Raw genomic sequence first — 16,700 nt, 5'->3', positions numbered from 1 at the left:
CCCCGCTCCGGCGGGGCTTTCTGCTTTCTGGGCTTTCCACAGGGCAGATAATGTATTGCATTGATGACGTTCGGTCATCGCGGTGTTTTTTGCGCGTGGCAATTCACTTGGCGACACTAATGGCCATGACGATATGCGCGGCGCAAATGGCACTTGGACAGACGACCCGCAACTTCGGCAACGACCCCTTCCTGCAAATCTCGCAGGCGATCGCCAATTGCCCCGAACCGGCGGGCCCGCGCATTACCGAGGCGGATTGGAAACGTGAGGCGCACCACCGCATCGAGGAAGGTAACCACTGCTATATGGAAGGCCGTTGCAGGCTGGCCAACGCTTACCAGTACGACCAGGAAATTGCCGAGGCCCTGCGGCGTCGGCTCGATACGCTGCGGCACACGATGCCCGCCTGGCAGCAAAGCTCGCTCTGGATCATGGTGCGGGGCCGCTGGCTGACCGTGCAGGGCTGCGTGGCCACGGATTTCGACCGGAAAGGATTCCTGGGCGCGCTGCGCGAAGTGCCCGACGTAGAACGGGTTATCGACCAGACCACCACCACCCCGGCACGCGGCGTACCATACCCGCGTTATGGTGATAACGTCACAAATCCCCCGGCGCGATGAAGTTGCTATAATCGCCCGACTTCGAATCCCCCCAAATTCTGCCGTTCCCGGGGCGCCACCCGCTGGCTGCCCCGCTGGAAGGTATTTGACAATGCGTGCCGAGGAAACCCGTGGCCGGTACTGAAATCGCAACGCCAGGCGGGCCGATCGCCGGACCCGCCGTGTCATCCGGAAGCTCGTTCCATGCGGCCATGCGCATCCTGCCCGCTTCGCAGCGGCAGGCCATGTTCGAGATCTACGCGTTTTGCCGCGCCGTGGACGACATCGCCGATGGCGACACCCAGCACGCCGACCGCCTCGCCGCGCTGGAACAGTGGCGCGCCGACATCGCCGCCTGCTATGCAGGCCAGGCGCCTGCGGCGCTGCGCCCGCTCGACGAGCAGATCAAGGCGTTCAATCTCCAGCAGCAGGATTTTTCCGACGTCATCGACGGCATGATCATGGACGTCGTCGCCACGATCGTCGCGCCGGATGCCGCCACGCTGGACACCTACTGCGACCGCGTGGCCAGCGCCGTCGGCCGCCTGGCCGTGCGCGTGTTCGGCCTGGACGAAGCACCCGGCATCGCGCTGGCGCATCACCTTGGCCGTGCGCTGCAGCTGACCAACATCCTGCGCGACCTCGACGAGGACGCCGAGATCGGCCGTCTGTACCTGCCGGCCGAGGCCCTGGCCGCCGCCGGCATTCCCGTCGGCAAGCCATACGACGTCATCCATCACCCCGCGATCGCCGAGGTCTGCACCGGCATCGCGCGCGATGCTCAGGCTCACTACGATGCCTCCGCCGCGATCATGGCGCGCTGCCCGGCGCGCGTGGTGCGTTCGCCGCGCATCATGTCCGATGTCTATCACGGCATCCTGACCCGCCTGCTGGCCCGTGGCTGGCAACCGCCGCGCGCGCGCGTGCGCGTGCCCAAGGCAAAGCTGGTCTGGATTCTGCTCCGACATGCCATCGCATGATTTGCCCGCCTTGTATTTAGCCAAGGCACGCGGCCATTGCCGCGTGCCCAGAACAGAGAAGTGCCCCCGATTTAGATGAACCAGGCCGCAACAATAACCCGCCCCCAGGATGAAACGCTGACCACCAGCGCCCGTCGCCCTGCCCAGCCGGCCCTGCCCGATCCGCTCGATGCCGGCATCGCCCATGTCGTCGAATCCCTGCTGGCGCAACAGCAGTCCGATGGCCACTGGGTCTACGAACTCGAAGCCGACGCCACGATTCCGGCCGAGTACATCCTGATGGTCCACTACCTCGGCGAGACGCCGGATCTGGTACTGGAAGGCAAGATCGCCAACTACCTGCGCCGCATCCAGAACGCCGATGGCGGCTGGCCGCTGTTCCACGCCGGCGCCTCGGACATCAGTGCCAGCGTGAAGGGCTACTTCGCGCTGAAGATGGCCGGCGACAACCCGGAAGCCGAACACATGCGCCGCGCGCGCGCCGCGATCCACGCGATGGGCGGCGCCGAGGCCAGCAACGTATTCACGCGCACGCTGCTCGCGCTGTACGGCGTGATGCCGTGGCAGGCGGTGCCGATGATGCCGGTGGAGATCATGCTGCTGCCCGAGTGGTTTCCGTTCCATCTGTCGAAGGTGTCGTACTGGGCCCGCACGGTCATCGTGCCGCTGCTGGTGCTCAACAGCCTGCGTCCGCAGGCGCGCAATCCGCGCAAGATCGGCATCGACGAATTGTTCGTACGCCCGTGCCAGGCCACCCGCCTGCCGCGCCGCGCGCCGCACCAGAGCCCGCTATGGGTCGGCGTGTTCCGCACGCTCGACGCCGTGGTGCGCATGGCCGAGCCACTGTTCCCGCGTGGCCTGCGCCAGCGGGCCATCGAGCGCGCGCGTGAATTCACGGTCGAACGGCTGAACGGCGAAGACGGCCTCGGCGCGATCTTCCCGGCGATGGTCAACTCAGTGCTGATGTTCGACGTCCTCGGCGTGCCCGAGAGCGACCCGAACCGGGCCATCGCCCGCCGCTCGATCGACAAGCTGCTCGTGATCAAGGATGACGAGGCTTACTGCCAGCCATGCCTGTCGCCGGTCTGGGATACGTCGCTGGCCGCCCATGCCTTGCTGGAAGTCGGCGAGCCGCGCACGATCGCGGCTGCGGCACGCGGGCTGGACTGGCTGCTGCCGCTGCAGGAACTCGAACTGCGCGGCGACTGGACGGTGCGCCGTCCCAACGTCCGCCCGGGCGGCTGGGCTTTCCAGTACGCCAACCCTCACTACCCCGACGTGGACGACACCGCCGTGGTGGCTGCCGCGATGGACCGGGTGGACAAGGGCGACCGCTCCAACCGTTATGACGAGGCCGTATCCCGCGCCTGCGAGTGGATCGTCGGCATGCAAAGCAGCAACGGTGGCTGGGGCGCGTTCGAACCCGAGAACACGCACCTTTACCTGAACAACATCCCGTTCGCCGATCACGGCGCGCTGCTCGATCCGCCCACGGCCGACGTGTCCGCGCGTTGTCTGGCGATGCTGTGCCAGCTAGGCCAGATGCCGGCCAACAGCGAGCCGGCCGCGCGCGCGCTGCGCTACCTGCTCGACGAACAGGAAGCCGACGGAAGCTGGTTCGGCCGCTGGGGCACCAACTATATCTATGGCACGTGGAGCGCGCTGTGCGGGCTGAACGCCGCCGGCATCGGCACGGACGCGCCCGAGATGAAGCGCGCGGCCCAATGGCTGCTGTCGATCCAGAACGAGGATGGCGGCTGGGGCGAGTCGGGCGACAGCTACAAGCTCGAGTATCGGGGCTATGAAAAGGCGCCGAGCACGGCATCGCAAACCGCCTGGGCCATGCTCGGCCTGATGGCCGCCGGCGCAGGCGACCACCCCGCCCTGGTGCGCGGCGTCGAGTACCTGCTGCGCACGCAGGCCAGCCATGGTTTCTGGGACGAGCCGTACTTCACGGCGGTGGGTTTCCCTCGCGTGTTCTATCTGCGCTACCACGGCTATTCGCGCTTCTTCCCGCTCTGGGCACTGGCGCGCTTCCGCAACCTGCTGCGCGATGGCAATCGCGCCATCTCCTGGGGGCTCTGAAGTCGTGGCGGTACTGGCAGTCAGCGGGATGGATTTCGAGGCGCGCATCGCGTCGGGAGCGGGCGTGGAAACGCTCTACGGGCATCGCGATGCGGCACTGGCGCGTGTGCTTGACGCCCGGCTGGCGCAAGGCTGCGACGGCGTCATCAGCTTCGGCGTGGCCGGCGGGCTCGATCCCACGCTGCCGCCGGGCACCGTGATCGTCGCCACCGCCGTACGGGCGGGCGACGCATCCTACTCGACCGACCCGTACTGGACAGCGGCGCTTCGCCGCGCCCTGCCCCAGGCCGTGTGTGGCCTGCTGGCGGGGTCCGATACCCCGGTCACCACGGTGACCGGCAAAACAGCGCTGCACGAATCCCACGGCGCATTGGCCGTGGACATGGAATCCCACATCGCCGCGCTGGCCGCCCAGACCCACCATATTCCGTTCGCCGCGCTGCGCGTGGTGATCGACCCTGCCGATCGTCCCGTGCCCCCGCTGGCCGTGGCCGGCATGGCGGCCGATGGCAGCACCGACATCGGCGCAATCATCTTCGGCCTGCTCAAGGCTCCGCATCAACTTGGCGGCCTGCTGCGGCTGGGGCGCGATGCTTCAGCGGCAAAGTCCGCGCTATCTGCCGCCCGACACGCTGTCGGCGCTGGCTTCGCATTGACCGCACTCGCGGCGGCCTGACGCCACCCTCCCATCTTTTCGCCCTCCCCCTACCCCTCTCGCGCCATCGCGGGTGAGGGGAGCACACCCACGCCCATCAAAACACCCGCTGTTTTTTCCCATCTCCCGCAGCGCCAGAGCGGGCCGGGGAGACGGCAAGCCGTTCAAATTCCCATCCAGGTCAGGATCACACCCGCGCGCTGCGGCCTGACATCCCGCCACCGCCTGTCATCCACCATGACTTGACAGTCCGTCGCCCCCCTCCTATTCTCCGTTTCATTCCTTTCTTAAGATCGATGTTCTGTTCTATAGAACCACAGAAATCGGAGACCCCAGCATGAACAAGATCCACCCGACCCGTCCGACCCGCTCGGCCTCCTCGCGACGCCGCACCCTCGTGCACGGCCTGATCGCCGTGGCGGCCATCGCCGCCCTGCCGGGTGCGTCCGCATTTGCCGCCGACGCCTATCCGGCTCAGCCGATCCGTCTGGTCGTACCGTTCCCGCCGGCAGGCGGCACCGACGTGCTGTCGCGTCTGGTCTTCAACAAGATTGGCACCGCCACGCACTGGACGGTGGTGGTGGAGAACCGCGCCGGCGCCGGCGGCAACATCGGCCTCGACGCCGTGGCCAAGGCACGCCCGGATGGCTACACGATCGGCATGGGCCAGACCGCCAACCTCGCCATCAACCCGACGCTCTACCCGAAGATGCCGTACAACGCGGTCACGGATTTCACGCCCGTGGCCCTGGTGGCCGCGCAGCCCGTGGTGCTGATCGTGCGACAGGACTCGCCCTACAAGACGCTGGCTGACCTCGTGGCCGCGGCCAAGACCAAGCAACTGTCGATGGCGTCAGCGGGCACCGGCACCGTGGGCCACCTGACCGGCGAGATGTTCCAGCGCCGTGCCGGCTTCAAGGCGCTGCATGTGCCATACAAGGGCGCATCGCCCGCGCTGACCGACCTGATGGGCGGCCAGACCGACTTCTACTTCGCCACGCCGCCGATCGCCATGCCGATGCTCAAGGCTGGCAAGCTGCGCGCGCTGGGCGTGACGTCGGTCAAGCGCGTGGCGCTGCTGCCGAATGTGCCCACCGTCGCGGAGCAGGGCTACGCGGGTTTCCAGGCCGAGGACTGGAAGGCACTGGTGGCGCCCGCCGGCACACCGGCCGACGTGATCGCCCGCCTGAACGCGGAAGTCAACAAGGCGCTCAAGGATGCGGATACGATCGCCAGGCTGCGTGACGAAGGCAGCGAACCGCGCGGCGGCTCCGCGGCCGACCTCGCCACGTTCATCAAGAGCGAGCACACGCGCTGGGGCACGATCGTGCGAGACTCCGGCGCTCGCGTTGAATAAGACCAACAACATGCCTGGCCGGACCCACATACCCCTCATGCAAAAGCCGCTTCGCAATATCCGCGTGCTCGACCTCACCAACGTGCTGGCCGGGCCCTTCTGCTGCCACCAGCTCGCCCACATGGGGGCTGAGGTGATCAAGGTGGAAACGCCCGGCACGGGCGACCTCGCACGTCAGCTTGGCGCCGATGCCGAGCTGAACCGCAAGCTGATGGGCGTCTCGTTCCTGGCGCAGAACCCCGGCAAGCGCTCGATCACGATCAACCTCAAGCACGCGCGCGGCAAGGAAGTCTTCCGCAAGCTGGTGCAGAGCGCCGACGTCGTTGTCGAGAACTTCCGCCCCGGCGTGATGACGCGCCTGGGCCTGGGCTACGACGAACTCAAGCTGGTGAACCCGCGCCTGATCTACTGCGCGATCTCCGGATTCGGCCAGGATGGGCCGCTCTCCGACCTGCCGGCCTATGACCAGATCATCCAGGGCATGGCAGGCGTGATGAGCATCACCGGCGACCCGCAGACCGCGCCGTATCGCGTCGGTTATCCCGTCTCCGACACCATCGGCGGCATGACCGCGGCCTTTTCCATCGCCGCCTCGCTGGCCGATACCGAACGCACGGAAGGCTACTTCCTCGACGTATCGATGCTGGAAGCCACGCTGGTCACGATGGGCTGGGTGGTTTCCAACCATCTGGTGGCGGGCAAGGACCCTGCCCCGATGGGCAACGAGAACATGACAGCGAGCCCGTCTGGCACGTTCCGCACTGGCGACGGCCCGCTCAATATCGCGGCCAACAAGCAGGAGCAGTTCGAAGCGGTGTGCCGCGTGGTGGGCCGCCCCGAGCTCGCGACCGACCCGCGCTTTGCCGAGCGCCAGTCGCGCCTGGCGAACCGCGCGGCGCTGACCGCCGAACTGGAAGCGGAACTGGCGAAGAAGTCCGCCACCGACTGGTGGCAACTGCTCAATGAGGCTGGCGTGCCGGCCGGGCCGGTGCTGAAGGTGCCGGACACGCTCGCACTTCCGCAGGTGCGCGACCGCGGCATGATCGGCGCGTTCGAAAACGTGCCTGGCGTGGGTCGCGACATCCGCCTGCTGCGCACCGGTTTCAAGGTCAACGGGCAGGCACCGTCCGTGGACACGCCCCCGCCGCAACTCGGCGAGCATACCGACGACATCCTCGGCGAACTCGGCTATGACGCCGCCGCCATCGACACCCTCAAACAGGAGCGCGCGCTATGAGCGCCACGAACGAAACGATCGACGCCGGCCAACAGGCTTCGCAGGACTGGTGGCGTACCGAAATCATCGACATGAAGCCGGGCGAGATCCGCTATCGCGGCTACCCGATCGAGCAGTTGATCGGCAATGTGTCGTTCGCGCAGATGATCTGGCTGATGCTGCGCGGCGAGCTGCCGGGCAAGCGCGAAGGCGAACTGCTCGACGCTGCGCTGATGGCCGCCGTCGACCACGGCCCGCAGGCACCCAGCATCGCCATCGCCCGCATGGCCGCCACCTGCGGCGTGGGGCTGAACAATGCGATGGCCTCAGCGGTCAACGTGCTGGGCGATGTGCACGGCGGCGCCGGCGAGCAGGCGGTGGAACTCTATCAGGACATCGCGCGCCGCTTCGACGCCGGCACGCCGTTCGATGATGCCGTGGCCGCTGGCCTGGCCCACTATCGCGACCTGCACGGCAAGTTCGTCTCGGGCTTCGGCCATCGCTTCCATCCGCTCGACCCGCGCGCGCCGCGCCTGCTGGCGTTGGTGGATCAGGCTGCCGACGATGGCGTGGTGTCCGGCCGTTACGCGGCGATTGCCCGCGCGGTGGAAAAGGCGCTCGGCGCAGGACGCGACAAGCCGATCCCGATGAACATCGACGGCGCGACCGCTGTCATCTACGCGGAACTCGGCTTTCCGGCGCCGCTGGCACGCGGGCTATTCTGCCTGTCGCGCTCGGTGGGCATCCTGTCTCATGCGTGGGAGCAAACCCAGCAGGGCGGCCGCAACAAGGGGCCGATTCCGCGCCAGTTCATCTGGACGTACGACGGGCAGCCGCAACGGGATGTGCCGGTGGATGGCGGGGCGGTATAAGGACGGCCCAGGTACCCACCGGGCCCGCCTGGGTATCCGCCGTCAAACAATCATCTGCGGCTCGGTCACCGATTGCAGCGCGTCGCCGACCGGTGTCTCTTCGATCATGCTGGACGCCAGCATGAACTGGTCGCGGCCGCGCTGCTTGGCCTGATAGAGCGCGCGGTCCGCCGTGGCGAACAGGCTGCGCCACAGGCCCTCACGGCTCGAGGGCCCGCCGCGCAGCTCGGCCACGCCGATGCTGACGCTGGCATGACCGCCCGCGCCGGGCAGTTCGATCGCCCTCACCTTCCGCAGAATACGATTGGCCAGCGCAGTGGCCTGGTGCTCGTCCGTATGCGGACAGAGGATGCAAAACTCCTCGCCACCGTAGCGCGCGGCAATATCCGACGCGCGCCGCGAATTGTCTAGCGCCGTCGCGATTTCACGCAGCACGTTGTCACCGGCATGGTGGCCGTGCGTGTCGTTGACCAGCTTGAAATAGTCGACGTCGATCACGAGGCACGACAGCGCCTCGCCGTTGCGCTGCCAGCGCGCGATCATGCTGATGGCCAGCATGTCGAGCGCGCCGCGATTGAGCAGCCCGGTCAGCGCATCGGTACGCGCGCCGCTCTCGTTGCGCGCGATGATCTGCTCCATCGACATCAGGCAGAAACCGAACAGGCCCAGCAACACGGCCACCAGCGGCGCCAGCAGCCAGACCGAGCCTTCGGGCTGCAGGAAGAAAGGCGTGACCTCGAAACCCTTGAATGTCGCCCCGTAGCTCAGCGCCGCCACCTGCGAGATCAGCAGCACCAGGTGGGAGGCCAGCACCAGCGGGCTGCCGATGCTCCTGCGGCCGCGCGCGCTGCGCAGCATGGTGATGACAGTGAAAAACGAGATCAGGGCCAGCAAGCCGTACGCGAGGCCATGCACGAGCCTGCTGCCATCGGGCAGGCCGGTCAGCAGCATCAGCAGCACCAGCGTCACGAAGCCGACACCGTGCAGCAGCGCCGCGTGTTCGGACATGCCGTAGTAGACGCGCACACCCCGGTAGATCGTCAGGCGGCCAAACACATAGGCACCGGCGCCGAGCGCGCCGAGTTCCGCCGATCCGGCGCTTGCGCTGGCCGCGATGACCAGCCCCGCGCCCGAGGCGATCACATGCCCGACGGCCCACAGGCGGCCAGCCTCATTGGCGCGCAGCGCGAGCACCAGCCCCGCCGCCATGACGAGCGTGCTGGAGAAAACCACCATCATCACGACCAGGATGGTCTGCTGGGCCAGGTGCACGGGAGTCGAATCCTCTAAAGCTACCGGGGGCGGCTGCCGCTTGTCGAGGTTTACCCTTGACGGGTAGCCCCTGTTGCTATCGTCGGCACGAAAGCACGCATCTTATCCCGCGCGGGTCACCGAGCGGCACCCCCGACAAGCCGGGGGATACTCAGTCGTCCTGCGGGGCAGTTGCCGCCGAGGATGAGGGTCCGGCGGCTTCGACGACCTCCGGGAAAATCCCGCCAAGCGCCTGCGTCAGCCGCCGCGCGGCATCGAGTACCTGTTCGCGGAACGATTCGGAGAAGCGCGGCGTCGGGCAGGTCAGCGTCAAGGCGCCCTTCAATTCCCCACCGGGCCCGAACACCGGCGACGACACGCCCGCGATGTCGGGGCTGCGGTCGCCCACCAGCGCGATTACGCCTTCGTCACGGATACGCTGATAAATCTCTCCGCGCGCGCCGGCGAAAGCGCGCAGCACACGGCCGCCGGCGCCGCGATTGAGCGGCAGCAGATCGCCGGCACGAATGTGGTCGCGCACCGGCTGCGGGGAGTCCACGCGATAAAGGCAGAGCCGGTGTTCCCCCTGCTGGATGTGGAACGCGGCCGATTCGCGCGTGGTGCGCACCAGTTCGCGCAACGCCGGCAACACGACCTGCTCGAGCGAGAACGACGCCGCGTAGACCGCATTAAGCCGTGCGATCTCGGGGCCGAGCCCATAGCGTCCATCCGTATGACGCTGGATCAGCCGCGCGTGCTCCAGCGACGCCAGCAGCCGCAGCAGCGTGCTCTTGTACAGGCCGCTGCGTTGCGCGAGTTCGGCCAGCCCCAACGTCCCGTCGCCTTCCCGGAAAGCCGACAGCACGAACAACGCCCGATCCACGGCGACGGCACCACCTTCAGCGGCGTGCTTGTCGGCTTCGGAGAGTTGGGCGGCTTTGCGGGGCATGGAGAAAGCGTCGAGGACGTGGCATGGAACGGGCGTCCACGGTATAGAACGGCAAAATCAATGTCAATCTGCACGCCAACACGCCGCACGGACCGCGCCCATTCCCGGTATGATTGCCGCTCCCGGGTTTTCCCTATGTTGTCGTACCTGATACACGACCCGGACCCGGCCTGTATCCCCGTCCAATCGCGCCCCGCACCGAATGACCACCCCGCTTTCCCCCGAGGCCACGCCACCGCATGGCGATCTCGCCTCCGGTAATGTGACTCGCCGCATACTTGGCATCGTTGTCTTCAACTTCATCGCATATCTCAGCGTCGGCCTGCCGATCGCCGTGGTGCCCGGCTTCGTGCATGGCGACCTTGGCTATAGCGCGGTACTGGCGGGTCTGGCGGTCAGCATCCAGTATCTGGCCACGCTGCTGAGCCGCCCGTGGGCCGGCAGCCTGTGCGACATGAAAGGGCCGAAGCGCTCGGTGCTGACGGGCCTGCTGCTGTGCGCGGGCAGCGGCTTGCTGATGCTGGTCGCCGCGCAGTTCGCGGGCAACGACTGGCTCGCGCTGGGCTGGCTGCTGTCGAGCCGCCTGATGCTGGGCGCGGGCGAGAGCCTGGTGACCACCGGCACCATCGCCTGGGGCATCGGCAGCGTGGGCGCGCGCCATACGGCAAAAGTGATTTCCTGGAATGGCGTCACCACCTACGGCGCGCTGGCGGTGGGCGCGCCCGTGGGCGTGCTGCTGGCCGGCCACGGTGGCCTGACCGCGATCGGCATCGTGACGTCAGTCATCGCCGGCGCCTCGTGGCTGCTGGCGCGCCGCCAAGCCGCCGTGCCAATCCTCAAGGGCGAGCGGTTGCCCTTCCGTAGCGTATTCCGCGCGATGTCACCGTTCGGCCTGTGCCTCGGGCTTGGCTCGGTCGGCTTTGGCGCGATCACGGCCTTCATCACGCTCTACTACGCGGGGCATGGCTGGGATCATGCCGCGCTGGCGCTGACCGCGCTCGGCACCTGCTTCGTCCTGACGCGGCTGATCATGGCCGACAGCATCACGCGCTTCGGCGGTTATCCGGTGGCGCTGGTGTCGTTCGCGGTGGAGGCAGCGGGTCTGGCGATGCTGTGGCTGGCCCAGGCGCCGTGGCAGGCGCTAGCTGGCGCAGCCGTGGTTGGCTTCGGTTTCTCGCTGGTCTTTCCGTCGCTCGGCATCGAAGCCGTCAAGCGCGTGCCAGCCACCAATCGCGGCTCCGCGCTGGGCGCCTACGCGCTGTTCTTCGATTTCTCGCTCGGGCTGACCGGCCCCGTCGCCGGCCTGATCACGAAGCACGCCGGCTATCCGGCCGTGTACCTGTTCGCCGCGTTGGCGGCAGTGCTGGCGCTGGTGCTCAGCCAGGTCCTGGCTGCGCGCTATCGCGACCGGCTGGCGCCGGCCACCTGATGCTCATCTGACGGTCATCTGACCGCCACCCGATCAGAGCCGTTCGCAGCAGTACGCTTCGGTGCTGTACGGGAACGACACCACGTCGTGCCCCTGCAGCGCCGGGTCGGTGGCAATGACCTCGCGCAACCGGGCGCGCACGGCGTCCTGCTGGTCCTGCGGCAGCGACGCGATAAAGCTGACCGACATCACGCGATCGACGATCACCTGTTCCGGCGCGCCGCTGTGGGTGTACGCAAAGCGTGTCAGACCGAGCGGTCCCATGCCATCGGCCGGGAAGACCTTCTTCCAGTCCCCCTTGTAGAAGCGCGGCGCATCGCCCTCGAACGGCGTCATGATCTCGGTCAGCCTGGCGACCCAGCCCACCGACTCGTCGCGGACATTCCACACCAGCCCGAGCTTGCCGCCGGGCTTCAGCACGCGGCGGATTTCCTGCACGGCAGCAGTGTTGGCAAACCAGTGGAACGCCTGGGCGCAGACCACCGCGTCGACGCTGCCGTCGGGCAGCGGAATCGACTCGGCGCTACCCGCCAGCGCCTGCACGTCCGGCAGTTTCGACGACAGTTGCGCGCGCATGGCATCGACCGGTTCCACGGCAATCACCGTGGCGCCGGTCTGCGCCAGCAGGCGCGTGAACTTGCCGGTGCCCGCGCCGAGGTCGACAACGCTCTTGCCGGGTGCCACGCCAAGCGTGTCGCGCAGCCAGCCGGAAAGCTCGGCGGGATATTCGGGACGCCCACGGGCGTAGGTATCGGCCTGGGCAGAAAAGCCCTGGGCGGCAGCATGATGGATCGCGGTCATGAGCGCGTACGTTACTCCGCTCGCATGACAACGGCAAGACCTGCCTGCCAGTGCTACTGCTACTGCGGCCTGCTAGTGCGGCTACTAGTGCTGCTGCCCCCAGCGCCGGACGGTAACGCGCTCCAGTGTGGCGAATACCAGCCCTTCCACGGCCAGCCCGATCAGGATCACCGTGGCCAGCCCCGCGAACACGCGGTCGGTATAGAGCTCGTTGCGGTTCTGGAAGATGTACCAGCCCAGGCCGCCCTTGCCCGACGAAGCGCCGAAGACAAGCTCGGCCGCGATCAGCGTGCGCCAGGCGAAGGCCCAGCCGATCTTCAGCCCGGAAAGGATGGCCGGCAACGCCGCGGGCACCAGGATCAGCACCACGAAGCGCAGCCCACGCAGGCCATAGTTACGCCCCGCCATGCGCAGCGTTTCCGGCACGCCGCGAAACCCGGCATACGTATTCAGCGCGAGCGGCCACAGCACCGAGTGCACCAGCACGAAGATCAGGCTCTTGCTGCCAAGCCCGAACCACAGCAGGGCCAGCGGCAGCAGCGCGATTGCCGGCAGGGGATTGAACATCGCCGTCAGCGTGTCGAGCAGATCGCGCCCGATACGCGTCGACGCAGCCAGCGTGGTGAGCGCGAAGGCCAGTACGATGCCGGCCGCATAGCCCTGTAGCAGCACCGTCAACGACACCGCCGCCTTGCCCGGCAGTTCGCCACTGGCGACGCCTTCGCCGAACGCCCGCACTGTGGCCAGGAACGTCGGCAGCAGCAGGTCGTTGTCCTGGATGCGGGCGATGATTTCCCACAGTGTGGCCAGCACCACCAGGATCAGGGCCTTGCGCATCCAGCCTTGCTGCCACAGTTGCCGGTACCACGGCAGCGGCAGCGACAACGGCGCGGCCGTGAAGGGAGCCAGCAGGTGCTCGTACTCGGGGCGAACCGGGGGATTGGCGGTACTCATCGCTTGCATCTCGAATCGAAGGGCGGGAATTGGGGGTATCTGGGGATTCAGGCGTGAACGATGCGGCTCGACGCATCCTCCACGGTGGCGGGTTCGTCGAACAGCATCCGGTGGATGCGGTGCGCGGCCGTCTGGAATTCCGCGCTGCCCTGGCTGGCCAGCGTGAACTGATGACTGTTGAGTTCCGCGCGCACCCGCCCCGGATGCGGCGACAGCAGCAGAATGCGGCTGCCGACCACCAATGCTTCCTCGATCGAATGGGTCACGAACAGCAGCGTGAAGGCCGCGTCGTCCCACAGCGCGAGCAATTCCTCCTGCATCCGGCGGCGCGTCAGCGCGTCGAGCGCGGCGAACGGCTCGTCCATCAGCAGCACTTTCGGCCGCATGGCCAGCGCTCGCGCAATCGCCACCCGCTGCTTCATGCCGCCCGACAGCGTGTGTGGATAGGCATCGGCAAAGGCCGCGAGCCCCACCTTGTCCAGGAAATGCAGCGCCACGTCGTTGGCCTCGGCCTTTGACATGCCACGCGCCTGCCGCAGCGGGAACATCACGTTCTGTCGCACCGTCTTCCACGGCGGCAACTGGTCGAATTCCTGGAACACGACGATGCGGTCCGGCCCCGGCTTTTGCACCCGTTGCCCGTCGAGCCGGATCTCGCCTTCGGCCGGCGGCACGAAGCCCGCAACCGCCTTGAGCAGCGTCGACTTGCCGCAACCCGAAGGCCCCAGCAGCACGAACCGGTCCGTGGCGTGGACGTCGAAGCTCACGCGATGCGTGGCGCGCACCACGCGCTGCGCGGTGCGGTACTCCAGCGATACGCCATCCACCTGCAGCAGCGGTTCGTGACTGGCGACCACACGCAGGTGCGCGCTATTGCCTTCGGCCATGTCAGCTCCCTTCGGCGGTTGCCGGGTCCTGGAAGAAATAGTCCTGCCACGACTTCGGCTGATGCTTGATCGCACCCACGCGATACATGAAGTCCGCCAGCGCGAACGTATTCTGCGGCGTCACCTTGAACTGCACCTGCGGGTTCTTCAGGATCTTCACCAGCAGCGCGCGGTCGATCTTCGCCTTGTTCACGCGGATATACAGATCGGCGGCAGCTTCCGGGTTCTTCGTTGCGAACTGGGCGGCTTCGGCCAGCGCATCGACGAACGCGCGATAGGTTTTCGGGTTCTCGCTGCGGAATTTCTCGGTCGCGTAGAGCACCGTGGCGGAGCTGGGACCGCCGAGCACATCGTAGGAATTGAGCACGATGCGCGCGTTCGGATTCCCCGCCAGTTCCTGCTCCTGGAACGGCGGGTTGCCGAAGTGCCCAGTGATCTCGGTGCCGCCTGCAATGATCGCCGCCGCAGCATCGGGATGCGGCACCGCCACGGTCCATTTGTCGAGCCGGTTGAATTCCTTGTCACCCCACTGCTTGGTAGCGGCATATTGCAGCACGCGCGACTGCACCGAGACCGTCACCGCCGGCAACGCGATGCGGTCCTTCTCGGTGAAATCCGCAATCGTCTTGATCTTGGGATTGTTGCTGACCAGGTAATACGGGAAGTTGCCAAGCGACGCCACGCCCTTCACGTTCTGCTTGCCCTGGGTGCGATCCCACAGCGTCAGCAGCGGGCCGACACCAGCTCCGGCGATGTCGATCGCGCCGGAGAGCAAGGCATCGTTGACCGCCGCGCCACCGGAAAGCTGCGTCCATTCGACCTTGACGTCGATACCCTGCTGCTTGCCGTGTTTCTCGATCAGTTGCTGGTCACGTGCGACGTTGAGCAGCAGATAGACCACGCCGAACTGCTCGGCAATGCGCAGGCGGCCTTCGGCGTGCGCATTGCCAGTCAAGGCGAGGCCCGCTGTCAGCATGGCAACGGCGGCGCGACGGGTCAGGGTGGAAGCGGACGAAAACAGCGACATGCAATGGACTCCTGAAAAATGGGGCCGGAGTGAAAAAACGAGAATCGAATCAGAACGGCTGATCGCCTTCGATCGTGGTGCGATACATCACGCGCCGCAGTTGATCGGGCGTGCCGGCGGCCAGATGCAGCAGCGACCGGTTGTCCCAGAACACGAGGTCGTGCTCGCGCCACTGATGGCGGTACACGTGCTCGGGCTTCACGCTGTGCGCAAACAATTCATCGAGGATCGCGCGGCTTTCGGCATCAGGCAGGCCGACGATGCGCGTGGTGAAATGCTCGCTGACGAACAGCGCGCGACGCCCGGTCTCCGGATGCGTGCGGACCACCGGATGCACCACGGGCTTGACCTGCGCGATCTGCTCCGGCGTCAGGTTCGGACGCCACGGGCTGCGCGCCTGCAACTCGGCGTACCGCGCCAGATACGTGTGCTCGGCGGTGAGATCCGCCACCTTGCGCTGCAGCGCTTCCGGCAGGCTCTCCCATGCGGTGTGCATATTGGCGAAAAGCGTGTCGCCGCCTTCGGCGGGCAACTCCCGTGCGTGCAACAGGGAACCAAGACTCGGTGTCTCCTTGTACGAGAGATCCGAATGCCAGAAGTGGCCGGCATCACCCAGCCCGATCGGCTTGCCGTTCTCGATCACGTTCGAGACGATCAGCACTTCGGGGTGGCCCGGCAACTGGAACTGGTTCAGCACGTGAATCTGCAGCGGCCCGAAGCGGCGGCTGAAGGCGATCTGTTGTGCCGGCGTGATGCGCTGGTCGCGGAACACCAGCACGTGATGATCGAGATGCGCCTGATGGATGCGCTGGAAATCACCATGCGACAGCGGCCGCCCCAGATCGACCCCGATGACTTCCGCACCCAGTGCGGCGCCCAGCGGGCGGATCTCGAAATCCTGAAGGGATCTGGTGGAAGACTCGGTGGCGAGGTTGGCGGAGGTATCGACGGAAGCGTCGGCAGTGGCAATCGTCATGGCAGGTCTTTGCTCTGGGGGAAGCACAAGCCTTGCACTGTAGGGAAGCCGCACCGGCCGGACAACGAATCAAATCGCGCGCGATTATGCGGATTCCTTATATCGCGTTGGCGCGCCCGCGGCCTCGCGCCTAAACTTGCTGGAATGACTGGAACAACACCAGGCGCGCGGGAGGCCCGTATGCAAGATGCAATACGTTCCATGCTGTCTCTGTCGATGGCGACAGCCTTCATGGTCTTGACCGGATGCGGAGGCAGCGACAAGCCCAAGGCAGCGGCGCCCGCCACGTCCGGCAGCAATCCGGTTTCCGCCGCATCCAATGCCGCATCCGTCGCCGCATCCAACGCCGGGGCCGGGGCCGTCGCCCAGCCGCCCATCCCGGGAGGCCAGCCAGCGGAGGCCGCAGCGCCCGGCCGGTTCCAGATCGTCGCCAGCGGCCAGACTCGCACCGGCCCGTTCCTGCTCGACACGCAGACGGGCCGGATCTGGCAGTTGAGGGAATTCGCCGGTCTTCAGGGCTCGCCCGTCGCGTGGCACGAGATGACGATCATCGACGACAAGGGCGGCATGGGCATTACGTCCACCCAGTTCCAGAAACTCTATCCACCACGTGGCGGCGTGCCGCCACACGCTGCGTACCGGCACCGCTAGCGCCCCGGCTG

16 protein-coding genes are annotated in these 16,700 nt (G+C 66.8%); 9 read left to right on the top strand and 7 right to left on the bottom strand.

Translation table 11 applies throughout. The annotated features are described in order from the left end of the window. The first annotated feature begins 146 nt into the window (after window positions 1-146). From RMET_RS21450 to RMET_RS21420, 7 genes are all read left to right on the top strand, one after another. The gene (locus RMET_RS21450) at window positions 147-620 is read left to right on the top strand and encodes a BON domain-containing protein (protein ID WP_231138555.1); all 474 of its coding nucleotides are present in this window, start codon (window positions 147-149) and stop codon (window positions 618-620) included. Between the two features lie 110 nt (window positions 621-730). Then, window positions 731-1,579, top strand: a complete 849-nt coding sequence (hpnD, locus tag RMET_RS21445) for a presqualene diphosphate synthase HpnD (protein ID WP_011518641.1) — start codon at window positions 731-733, stop codon at window positions 1,577-1,579. Window positions 1,580-1,654: 75 nt separating this feature from the next. Beyond that, window positions 1,655-3,664, top strand: coding sequence for a squalene--hopene cyclase (gene shc / locus RMET_RS21440; protein ID WP_011518640.1), 2,010 nt, complete (start codon window positions 1,655-1,657; stop codon window positions 3,662-3,664). A gap of 28 nt (window positions 3,665-3,692) precedes the next feature. Then, on the top strand, window positions 3,693-4,340 hold the full coding sequence (locus tag RMET_RS21435; RefSeq protein WP_011518639.1) for a phosphorylase: 648 nt from the start codon (window positions 3,693-3,695) through the stop codon (window positions 4,338-4,340). Between the two features lie 316 nt (window positions 4,341-4,656). Beyond that, the gene (locus RMET_RS21430) at window positions 4,657-5,676 is read left to right on the top strand and encodes a Bug family tripartite tricarboxylate transporter substrate binding protein (protein ID WP_011518638.1); all 1,020 of its coding nucleotides are present in this window, start codon (window positions 4,657-4,659) and stop codon (window positions 5,674-5,676) included. A 37-nt stretch (window positions 5,677-5,713) separates the two neighbouring features. Continuing rightward, window positions 5,714-6,913: a CaiB/BaiF CoA transferase family protein gene (locus RMET_RS21425; RefSeq protein WP_008650915.1), complete on the top strand. Its 1,200-nt coding sequence runs from the start codon at window positions 5,714-5,716 to the stop codon at window positions 6,911-6,913. Beyond that, entirely contained in the window at window positions 6,910-7,764 is an 855-nt protein-coding gene (locus RMET_RS21420; RefSeq protein WP_011518636.1) for a citryl-CoA lyase, read from the top strand. The genes RMET_RS21425 and RMET_RS21420 overlap by 4 nt, the downstream gene beginning before the upstream one ends. Window positions 7,765-7,806: 42 nt before the next feature. Here the strand turns inward: RMET_RS21420 and RMET_RS21415 are convergent, their stop codons facing one another. Together RMET_RS21415 and RMET_RS21410 are read right to left on the bottom strand one after the other, a co-directional pair. After that, window positions 7,807-9,036, bottom strand: coding sequence for a GGDEF domain-containing protein (locus RMET_RS21415; protein WP_011518635.1), 1,230 nt, complete (start codon window positions 9,034-9,036; stop codon window positions 7,807-7,809). Window positions 9,037-9,187: 151 nt separating this feature from the next. Next, entirely contained in the window at window positions 9,188-9,964 is a 777-nt protein-coding gene (locus RMET_RS21410; protein ID WP_011518634.1) for an IclR family transcriptional regulator, read from the bottom strand. A 202-nt stretch (window positions 9,965-10,166) separates the two neighbouring features. Here RMET_RS21410 and RMET_RS21405 point away from each other — a divergent pair, with 202 nt between their 5' ends. Further along, window positions 10,167-11,393, top strand: a complete 1,227-nt coding sequence (locus RMET_RS21405; RefSeq protein ID WP_011518633.1) for an MFS transporter — start codon at window positions 10,167-10,169, stop codon at window positions 11,391-11,393. Window positions 11,394-11,426: 33 nt separating this feature from the next. On the opposite strand, the gene RMET_RS21400 is transcribed toward RMET_RS21405, so the two are convergent. The 5 genes from RMET_RS21400 to RMET_RS21380 form a co-directional block, all read right to left on the bottom strand. Beyond that, entirely contained in the window at window positions 11,427-12,194 is a 768-nt protein-coding gene (locus tag RMET_RS21400; protein ID WP_011518632.1) for a class I SAM-dependent methyltransferase, read from the bottom strand. Window positions 12,195-12,278: 84 nt separating this feature from the next. Further along, window positions 12,279-13,148, bottom strand: coding sequence for an ABC transporter permease (locus RMET_RS21395; RefSeq protein ID WP_029310267.1), 870 nt, complete (start codon window positions 13,146-13,148; stop codon window positions 12,279-12,281). 47 nt (window positions 13,149-13,195) lie between these two features. Then, window positions 13,196-14,035, bottom strand: coding sequence for an ABC transporter ATP-binding protein (locus RMET_RS21390; protein ID WP_011518630.1), 840 nt, complete (start codon window positions 14,033-14,035; stop codon window positions 13,196-13,198). A gap of 1 nt (window position 14,036) precedes the next feature. Next, the gene (locus RMET_RS21385; RefSeq protein ID WP_011518629.1) at window positions 14,037-15,062 is read right to left on the bottom strand and encodes an ABC transporter substrate-binding protein; all 1,026 of its coding nucleotides are present in this window, start codon (window positions 15,060-15,062) and stop codon (window positions 14,037-14,039) included. Between the two features lie 49 nt (window positions 15,063-15,111). Continuing rightward, window positions 15,112-16,038, bottom strand: a complete 927-nt coding sequence (locus RMET_RS21380; RefSeq protein WP_011518628.1) for a TauD/TfdA dioxygenase family protein — start codon at window positions 16,036-16,038, stop codon at window positions 15,112-15,114. Window positions 16,039-16,239: 201 nt separating this feature from the next. Between RMET_RS21380 and RMET_RS21375 the strand changes: the two genes are divergently transcribed. Further along, on the top strand, window positions 16,240-16,689 hold the full coding sequence (locus RMET_RS21375) for a hypothetical protein (RefSeq protein WP_141192917.1): 450 nt from the start codon (window positions 16,240-16,242) through the stop codon (window positions 16,687-16,689). The last annotated feature ends 11 nt before the right edge of the window (window positions 16,690-16,700 follow it).

The organism is Cupriavidus metallidurans CH34 (assembly GCF_000196015.1).
Lineage (GTDB): Bacteria > Pseudomonadota > Gammaproteobacteria > Burkholderiales > Burkholderiaceae > Cupriavidus > Cupriavidus metallidurans.
This window is presented reverse-complemented; position numbering and strand designations above follow the sequence as displayed.

Coding starts and splice junctions, on each gene's coding strand:
- RMET_RS21410 (WP_011518634.1), bottom strand. CDS start 9,964: ATGCCCCGCAAAGCCGCCCAACTCTCCGAAGCCGACAAGCACGCCGCT.
- RMET_RS21420 (WP_011518636.1), top strand. CDS start 6,910: ATGAGCGCCACGAACGAAACGATCGACGCCGGCCAACAGGCTTCGCAG.
- RMET_RS21380 (WP_011518628.1), bottom strand. CDS start 16,038: ATGACGATTGCCACTGCCGACGCTTCCGTCGATACCTCCGCCAACCTC.
- RMET_RS21395 (WP_029310267.1), bottom strand. CDS start 13,148: ATGAGTACCGCCAATCCCCCGGTTCGCCCCGAGTACGAGCACCTGCTG.
- RMET_RS21450 (WP_231138555.1), top strand. CDS start 147: ATGGCACTTGGACAGACGACCCGCAACTTCGGCAACGACCCCTTCCTG.
- RMET_RS21375 (WP_141192917.1), top strand. CDS start 16,240: ATGCTGTCTCTGTCGATGGCGACAGCCTTCATGGTCTTGACCGGATGC.
- RMET_RS21390 (WP_011518630.1), bottom strand. CDS start 14,035: ATGGCCGAAGGCAATAGCGCGCACCTGCGTGTGGTCGCCAGTCACGAA.
- RMET_RS21425 (WP_008650915.1), top strand. CDS start 5,714: ATGCAAAAGCCGCTTCGCAATATCCGCGTGCTCGACCTCACCAACGTG.
- RMET_RS21430 (WP_011518638.1), top strand. CDS start 4,657: ATGAACAAGATCCACCCGACCCGTCCGACCCGCTCGGCCTCCTCGCGA.
- shc (WP_011518640.1), top strand. CDS start 1,655: ATGAACCAGGCCGCAACAATAACCCGCCCCCAGGATGAAACGCTGACC.
- RMET_RS21435 (WP_011518639.1), top strand. CDS start 3,693: ATGGATTTCGAGGCGCGCATCGCGTCGGGAGCGGGCGTGGAAACGCTC.
- RMET_RS21405 (WP_011518633.1), top strand. CDS start 10,167: ATGACCACCCCGCTTTCCCCCGAGGCCACGCCACCGCATGGCGATCTC.
- RMET_RS21385 (WP_011518629.1), bottom strand. CDS start 15,062: ATGTCGCTGTTTTCGTCCGCTTCCACCCTGACCCGTCGCGCCGCCGTT.
- RMET_RS21400 (WP_011518632.1), bottom strand. CDS start 12,194: ATGACCGCGATCCATCATGCTGCCGCCCAGGGCTTTTCTGCCCAGGCC.